Annotated in this window: 5 protein-coding genes; 3 read left to right on the top strand and 2 right to left on the bottom strand. The window is 70.4% G+C overall.

Features of this window, described 5'->3' with window-relative positions; genetic code table 11:
* Positions 1-150: 150 nt before the first annotated feature.
* Positions 151-1,341, top strand: coding sequence for an acyl-CoA dehydrogenase family protein (locus IE312_RS33070; RefSeq protein ID WP_189985920.1), 1,191 nt, complete (start codon positions 151-153; stop codon positions 1,339-1,341).
* A gap of 37 nt (positions 1,342-1,378) precedes the next feature.
* Here IE312_RS33070 and IE312_RS33065 read toward each other — a convergent pair whose 3' ends face one another.
* The gene (locus IE312_RS33065; RefSeq protein ID WP_014671805.1) at positions 1,379-1,816 is read right to left on the bottom strand and encodes a cell division protein SepF; all 438 of its coding nucleotides are present in this window, start codon (positions 1,814-1,816) and stop codon (positions 1,379-1,381) included.
* Between the two features lie 266 nt (positions 1,817-2,082).
* On the opposite strand from IE312_RS33065, the gene IE312_RS33060 reads away from it, so the two are divergent.
* The gene (locus tag IE312_RS33060; protein ID WP_189985919.1) at positions 2,083-3,228 is read left to right on the top strand and encodes a DUF5685 family protein; all 1,146 of its coding nucleotides are present in this window, start codon (positions 2,083-2,085) and stop codon (positions 3,226-3,228) included.
* Between the two features lie 60 nt (positions 3,229-3,288).
* On the opposite strand, the gene IE312_RS33055 is transcribed toward IE312_RS33060, so the two are convergent.
* Positions 3,289-4,212: an ABC transporter substrate-binding protein gene (locus IE312_RS33055; RefSeq protein ID WP_189985918.1), complete on the bottom strand. Its 924-nt coding sequence runs from the start codon at positions 4,210-4,212 to the stop codon at positions 3,289-3,291.
* A 404-nt stretch (positions 4,213-4,616) separates the two neighbouring features.
* Between IE312_RS33055 and IE312_RS42970 the strand changes: the two genes are divergently transcribed.
* Positions 4,617-4,990, top strand: a 374-nt coding sequence (locus IE312_RS42970; RefSeq protein ID WP_229900724.1) for an ABC transporter permease subunit, incomplete at its 3' end; no start/stop codon positions are given.

Raw genomic sequence — 4,990 nt, 5'->3', positions numbered from 1 at the left:
CGCCCCGGGAGGCACAGACGGCGGCCGGCAAGCCCCGGGTCACCGCCTGACCTCCTCTGGACGTGCGGGACACCGCACCGTAACGTCGGCCGGGAAGCTGCGACTAGCGCTGCTAGTTTTGTCGACGTCTCCTGTTCCGGAGGGTGTTCCATGTCCGCGTCCGCGAAGCTGCCCCCGTTCGATGCCGCCGACCCGCTCGGGATCGACGACCTGCTGGAGCCGGAAGACCTGGCCGTCCGGGACACCGTCCGCAGCTGGGCCGCAGACCGGGTGCTGCCGCACATCGCCGACTGGTACGAGAAGGGCGAGCTGCCCGGCATCCGCGACCTCGCGCGCGAACTGGGCTCGCTCGGCGCGCTCGGCATGTCGCTCACCGGGTACGGCTGCGCGGGCGCGAGCGCCGTGCAGTATGGCCTGGCCTGCCTGGAACTGGAGGCGGCCGACTCCGGCATCCGCTCGCTGGTCTCCGTGCAGGGCTCGCTCGCGATGTACGCGATCCACCGGTTCGGCAGCGAGGAGCAGAAGCGGGAGTGGCTGCCGCGGATGGCGGCCGGCGAGGTGATCGGCTGCTTCGGGCTGACCGAACCCGACCACGGCTCGGACCCCGCCGCCATGCGCACCCACGCCAAGCGCGACGGCGACGACTGGGTGCTCAACGGACGCAAGATGTGGATCACCAACGGCTCGGTCGCCGGGGTGGCCGTCGTGTGGGCGCAGACGGAGGAGGGCATCCGCGGATTCGCCGTCCCCACCGACGCCCCCGGTTTCTCCGCGCCGGAGATCAAGCACAAGTGGTCCCTGCGCGCCTCGGTCACCAGCGAACTCGTCCTGGACGACGTACGGCTGCCCGGCACGGCCGTCCTCCCCGGGGTCACCGGGCTGCGCGGACCGCTCAGCTGCCTCTCGCACGCCCGCTACGGCATCGTCTGGGGTGCGATGGGCGCGGCGCGCAGCAGCTTCGAGGCGGCCCTCGACTACGCGCGGTCACGGGAGCAGTTCGGGCGGCCCATCGGCGGCTTCCAGCTCACCCAGGCCAAGCTCGCCGACATGGCGGTCGAGCTGCACAAGGGGATCCTGCTCGCCCACCATCTGGGGCGGCGGATGGACGCCGGCCGCCTGCGTCCCGAGCAGGTCAGCTTCGGCAAGCTCAACAACGTCCGCGAGGCCATCGAGATCTGCCGTACGGCGCGGACGATCCTCGGTGCCAACGGGATCTCCCTGGAGTACCCGGTGATGCGGCACGCGACCAACCTGGAATCGGTGCTCACCTACGAGGGCACCGTCGAGATGCACCAGCTGGTGCTGGGCAAGGCGCTCACCGGGCTCGACGCCTTCCGGTGAGGCCCGGTGCGGGGCGGGGCCGGTGCGCGGCCCTGCCTCAGCTCTGGTTGAAGAAGCCGTCCGAGCGGTGGGCGGACGCCTCACCGCTGATGATCTCCGTGTCGGCCGGGGTGAGCAGGAAGACCCGGTTCGAGACCCGGTCGATCGAGCCGCGCAGCCCGAAGATGAGCCCCGCCGCGAAGTCCACGACGCGCTTGGCGTCGCCGGGCTCCATGTTGGTGAGGTTCATGATGACCGGGACACCGTCCCGGAACAGCTCGCCGATGGCGCGGGCGTCCCGGAAGCTGTCCGGGGTGACCGTGCCGATCCGGCGGCCCTTGTCCTCGGCCGTGTCCGTGGCCACCTTGACCCGCGGGTCGGTGACCCAGGCGTCCCCGGCCTCGGTGCCCTCGGAGTAGTCGTCGTCGTAGTAGCGCTCGTCATCGTTGTCGTCGACGAGGCCGAGCCACGCACTCGCCTTGCGTACCGATCCCATGGACGCCTCCTCTCACAGCGGTCTTTCTTGCTTTCCGCATCCCTATGGTCATCCATGATGCGGACGCCTCGCCAAGTGGATAGACGCCGCGCGGGGGGTTTGTGACGGTACTGGTGCACAGCGGATCCGTCGAGAGTCCTTGTGCCCCAAGGGGCGCGACTCATACGGCTGCTGACTGAGAGTGAAATATGATTGTCTGCGGCGGACGGGTGATACGCGGTGCGTACGGGTGAACGCCAACGTCGTATCACAGTACGGGGGATGTCGTGTTCGGAATCGTCAGACCGTGCGCCCACCGGCTCGGTGAGCAGGGGAAAGCCGACTGGATGGCGCACTTGTGCGGGCTCTGCCTGACCCTGCGCCGCGACCACGGCCAGTTCGCACGCATCGTGACGAACTACGACGGCCTGCTGATATCGGTCCTGACAGAGGCTCAGACCGGTCAGGTGAGCGGTGGCCGGCGTACGGCCGGGCCGTGTGCGCTGCGTGGCATGCGCACCGCCTCCGTCGCACAGGGTGACGGAGCGCGGCTCGCCGCCGCCGTCTCGCTGGTGCTCGCCGCCGCGAAGGTGCGCGACCACGTCGCCGACCGGGACGGACTGCTGGCCCGCAGGCCGGTCGCCGCCGCCGCGCGCCGGGCCGCCGCCGGCTGGGGACGGGCCGGGGAGCACGGCGGGGCGGCGGTCGGGTTCGACACCGCGGTCCTGCTCGACGCCGTCGACCGGCAGCCCGGTCTGGAGGCCCTGGCCGGTCCCGGCACGCCGGTCCTCCGCGTCACCGAGCCGACGGAGACCGCGACCGCCGCGGCCTTCGCGCACACCGCGCTGCTGGCCGGGCGGCCGGGCAACGCCGGGCCCCTGGCGGAGGCCGGCCGGCTCTTCGGCCGGCTCGCGCACCTGCTGGACGCAGTGGAGGACCGGCGGGCCGACGCCCTGTCGGGCGCCTGGAACCCCCTCACCGCCACCGGCACGCCCCTGGCCGAGGCCCGCCGGCTCGCCGACGACGCCCTGCACGGCATCCGCCTCGCCCTGCGGGAGGCCGAGTTCCGCGACCGCGCACTCGTCCACCTCCTCCTCGTCCACGAGCTGCGCCGCTCGGTGGACCGCGCCTTCGGCGCGAGCCCGGTGTGCGCCTCCCACCGGCCGGCGGCGCCGCAGGGGCCGCACGGCGGGGGCGCCGGTTCCGGCGGTTCCCGGCCCGGGCCCGCCAAGGCCGGACGCGGCTTCTGGGCGGGCTGCGGAATGTTCTTCGCGTCGTGCTGCACCTGCAGGATGTGCTGCGCCGAGGAGTACGAGGGCCCGTGGTCCCGGAAGAAGCGCGGCGGCTGCTGCCGGTCGTGCGACGGTTCCTGCTTCGACTGCTGCGGCTGCTGCGAGGGCTGCGAGTGCTGCTGCGCCTGCGACGGCTGCTGATTCAGTCCTTGAGTTTCAGTCCTCGAGTTCTCAGTCCTCGAGTTCTCAGTCCTCGAGTTCTCAGTTCTTGAGTTCCGGGGGACTGATCCGCGACTTCTCGATCGCCGAACCGGTCGTGCCCCACTTCTTCAGGATCCGGCCGTAGGTGCCGTCCGACAGCAGCTTGTTCACCGCCGCCTGGAAGGCCGGCGCCAGATCCGTGCCCTTCTTGAAGGCGAAACCCACGTCCAGGCGGTGGTATTCGTTGAGGAACTTCAGGCCTTCCTGGTGCGCGACGGCGTAGCGCAGGCCGTTGATCGTGGACATCACGATGTCGCTGCGGCCCTGTTGGAGAGAGGACCAGATCGCGCTCGACTCGGCGTACGTCTGCACCTTGTAGGCCTTCTTGCCCGCGTCGGTGCACACGTGCTTGTTCTCCTCCAGCGTGGCCTCGAACGTCGTGCCCGCGCCGGTGGCGACGTTCAGCCCGCACAGCTGCGTCAGGTCGGTGACCTTCGTCAGCTTGCTGCCCTTGCGGGTGGCGAATCCCTGGCCGTCGTTGACGTAGGTGACGAAGTCGATCGTCTTGCGGCGCTCGTCGGTGACACCGAAGTTGCTCGCGCCGAAGTCGTACTTGCCGCTGTCCAGGGCGGGCAGGATCGCCTCGAAGCTCGCCTGCTCCACCTTCAGCTTGATGCCGAGGACCCGGGCGACGGCCTGGGTGAAGTCGACGTCCTGGCCGGTCAGGGTCTTGCCGTCGTCGAGGTAGGTGGTGCCGGGCGGGGTGCCGCCGACGCTGACCGCGACCGTGAGGCTCGTCGTGCCGGCGGGCAGCAGTTTCGCCGCGGAGTCGTCCTTGCGGACGGCGGAGACGACGTCCGTGGTGGGCACCTTCGCGGGCTTGGCCGCCACCGGAGTGGTGTCCGTGCCGCCGGAGCCGCAGCCGGTGAGGAACAGGGTGGCCGAGGTAATGGTGACAAAAGGTATCAAGAAGCGCGTACGCATGGGAGGGCGGTCTCCTGGCAGCAGAAGGCGTGCAGGGGCGCGAGGGGAGGGGTGCGCGTGTGAAGGCGAACGAGATGCGGGAAAGCGCGAGACGCGCCTGCCGACGGGCAGGCCGAGCAGGGGGTCAGCTCAACAGGAACAGGACCACACGCGACCGAAGTCGATGTGGGAGCGGGTGACCAGCCACTGCTGTGGATGCATGGGCCAAGTGGAACAGGCATTCGGTTCCGAGTCAACTGAGCCGAGATGGACTGCTCACACTCTGGACAGCCTTGACAGCGGACCGAAACGCCCCCGTACTCTCGGGGCACGGTCCTGCTGAGGGGCTCGGCCGTACTGCGCCGCCGGGCGCGTCCGTGTGAAGGCACCACCCGTGTTCGACCACCGCGTCACGGAGCCTTCGCATGTCATCCGACACCCTCGCCAAGATCCCCGCCGCATCGGACATACCCGAGCCGGCCGACGCCCCGCGGATCGTCCCGCAGCGCCGCTACGGCCAGTGGGCGGCAGCCGCCGTCGTCCTCGCGCTGCTCGGGTTCGCCGTCAACTCCGTCCTGCGCAACCGGGCGTTCCAGTGGAACGTCGTCGCCGACTACTTCACCTCGGACTCCGTCCTGCGCGGGCTGTGGCTCACGCTGTGGCTGACCGCGGTGGTGATGGTCCTCGGCTTCGCCCTCGGCACCCTGCTCGCCGCGTTCCGGCTGTCCGCCAACCCCGTGCTCCGCGCCGTCAGTTGGGGGTACGTGTGGCTGTTCCGGTCCATCCCGATCCTGGTGCA

This window comes from Streptomyces capoamus, from assembly GCF_014654935.1.
GTDB lineage: Bacteria > Actinomycetota > Actinomycetes > Streptomycetales > Streptomycetaceae > Streptomyces > Streptomyces capoamus.
This window is presented reverse-complemented; position numbering and strand designations above follow the sequence as displayed.

What these genes read in the sequence shown, in the direction of transcription:
- IE312_RS33070 (WP_189985920.1), top strand. Translation starts at nt 151, where the DNA reads ATGTCCGCGTCCGCGAAGCTGCCCCCGTTCGATGCCGCCGACCCGCTC.
- IE312_RS33065 (WP_014671805.1), bottom strand. Translation starts at nt 1,816, where the DNA reads ATGGGATCGGTACGCAAGGCGAGTGCGTGGCTCGGCCTCGTCGACGAC.
- IE312_RS33055 (WP_189985918.1), bottom strand. Translation starts at nt 4,212, where the DNA reads ATGCGTACGCGCTTCTTGATACCTTTTGTCACCATTACCTCGGCCACC.